Genomic DNA, 2,048 nt, shown 5'->3' with positions numbered 1-2,048 from the left:
GCACTATAGTCCTGAATAATGCCTTCACGCTCGAGACGCTTGACCCTTTCCATGCAGGGTGTGGTACTCAGTCCCACCCGGTCTGCCAGATCCACGTAGGAAATACGGCCGTTTTCCTGGAGTGTTCGAAGAATATTACGATCAATCCTGTCCAGTTGCCGGACGACTTCTTTTCGACTTCTCATTTCAGCAATCGTCTGATTCAGGTAATTTTGGGCATGGTGCAAATGACCGGATTGTCACAAGTGTCTGTACACTCTGATGCCCTTTAGACCGTGGCTTCTGGCCGTCATAAAAGTGCTTCAGCCACGGGTTAAGAAGAGTATGGCACGGGCAGAAAATATACAAGGGCTGAATCGGTTCTGCAATGTAAAGGATTGGACAGATACTTCGGTCATTCATATTTTCTGGCCAAAAGGATAGCTATTTTTTTAAATTGACTCAGACAGCCTCCTTACACTGAACCGGCTGAGTGTATGAGACGGAAACCCGGCTAATGTTACAGAACAGCTGGTAGGGGATGGTACCGGCATGTCTTGCAATTTCAGTCACTGGCAGGCCTTTACCCCAGAGCAAGGCAGAGTCTCCCACTTTCGCATCCGCCATTTCTGACAGATCAACCGTGAGCATATCCATAGAGACTCGACCCGTCAGTGGCACTGGCTGGCCATTGACGAGTACAGGTGTGCCATTAGGAGCGAGAGGGTAGCCATCGGCATAACCCATGGCTATGACACCCAAACGAGTCGTTTTGTTGGTGACTGCTGTACCGGCATAACCTACCTGGCTGCCAGCAGGAACCTCCTTGATATTGATGATGGCTGAATGAACTTCCATCACAGGCTTGAGCCTGTATTCAATATCATGAGAACGATCGAAAGGAGAGGCGCCGTAAAGCATAAGACCCGGTCGGCTCCAGTCGGTTCTGGCACCAGCGCAATGAATAAGACCAGCTGAATTGGCAATACTTCTCTCACCGGGTAATCCAAGGGTATGCTGCTCAAAAACTTCAAGCTGCTGCAGGGTGTAGCCATTGTCTGTTTCGTCGGCACAGGCCAGATGAGTCATCAACAGAATCTCGCTGATCCAGGGCAGTTGCTCAAGCCTTGTCCAGGCATCGCGATAGTGACCGGGAAGAATACCTACCCTGTGCATGCCAGAGTCCATTTTCAGCCAGACCCTGACCGGCTTCTCCAGTCGTGTTTGTTCAAGTTGTTTTATCTGCTCCGGACTTTGGACGACAATATCAAGGTTTTCTGAGGCAATCTCTGTGAGTTCGCAAGGATCAAAGAATCCTTCGAGAATAAGCAGGCGGTTTCTGACGCCGGCTGCCCTCAGCTCCAGGGCTTCTTCAATGCAGGCCACCGCAAATCCGTCGGCTTCCTCTGACAGCGACTGTGCACAGCGGATGGCACCATGACCATAAGCGTCAGCTTTTACAACGGCCAGAACATTGCCCCCGGCTGCCAGTGATTTAGCCAGTCGATAGTTATACTTGAGAGCGTCAAGATGGATGACGGCTCTGGCCGGACGACTCATAGTTGCTGCATTTCCCCCGAGTCACATCAAACAGTCACGAGCTGAAAATGCAGCTCACGCTGAAGTCTGAATACTATCAGTTAATAATTTATTGCTCTTTAAGTGTTTTTATTAATTCTATTAGAGACTAAATAATACCCTGTATAGCTATATCTCCCTACAGTTTGTTTCTTATTGTTCTAAACAAAGAAGCACCATCTGTATCTAAACTGTCTCTCCACATGAACGTTCACAAGCGACTGAAGCTGTTTTTATACCTCCCCGATAGAGGTAACGTTTTTTCGGTCACGGCAAACACAGCGAACAAGCTAAAGAGGATTAGTATGATTTTTGTTGAAGGGCTGGAGTATCCTGAGTCCGTTTTGATACTAAACGACGGCAGTCTAATTATTTCAGAGGTCGGTCAGGAGAGAGGTCGGCTGGTTCGGATTGCGGCCTCAGGAAAAGAACGTCATGTTTTTGCGCAGGTCGACAGACCCAACGGTATTTTACAGGACAACCATGATGGC

The 2,048-nt window shown here is 48.7% G+C and carries 3 protein-coding genes; 1 reads left to right on the top strand and 2 read right to left on the bottom strand.

Features of this window, described 5'->3' with window-relative positions; genetic code table 11:
• On the bottom strand, positions 1-185 hold a 185-nt coding region (locus tag KDK16_RS03160; protein WP_257274640.1), incomplete at its 3' end, for a winged helix-turn-helix transcriptional regulator.
• Between the two features lie 256 nt (positions 186-441).
• Positions 442-1,539 carry an alanine racemase gene (alr, locus tag KDK16_RS03155; protein WP_257274639.1) on the bottom strand — a complete coding sequence of 366 codons (1,098 nt, stop codon included), beginning with the start codon at positions 1,537-1,539 and terminating at the stop codon, positions 442-444.
• Positions 1,540-1,862: 323 nt separating this feature from the next.
• Here alr and KDK16_RS03150 point away from each other — a divergent pair.
• Positions 1,863-2,048: hypothetical protein (locus KDK16_RS03150; RefSeq protein WP_257274638.1), on the top strand; the 186-nt coding region annotated here is incomplete at its 3' end.

It is taken from the genome of Endozoicomonas sp. SESOKO4, from assembly GCF_024606275.1.
The sequence above is the reverse complement of the archived record's forward strand: the minus strand, read 5'-3'. Positions and strand labels throughout refer to the sequence as shown.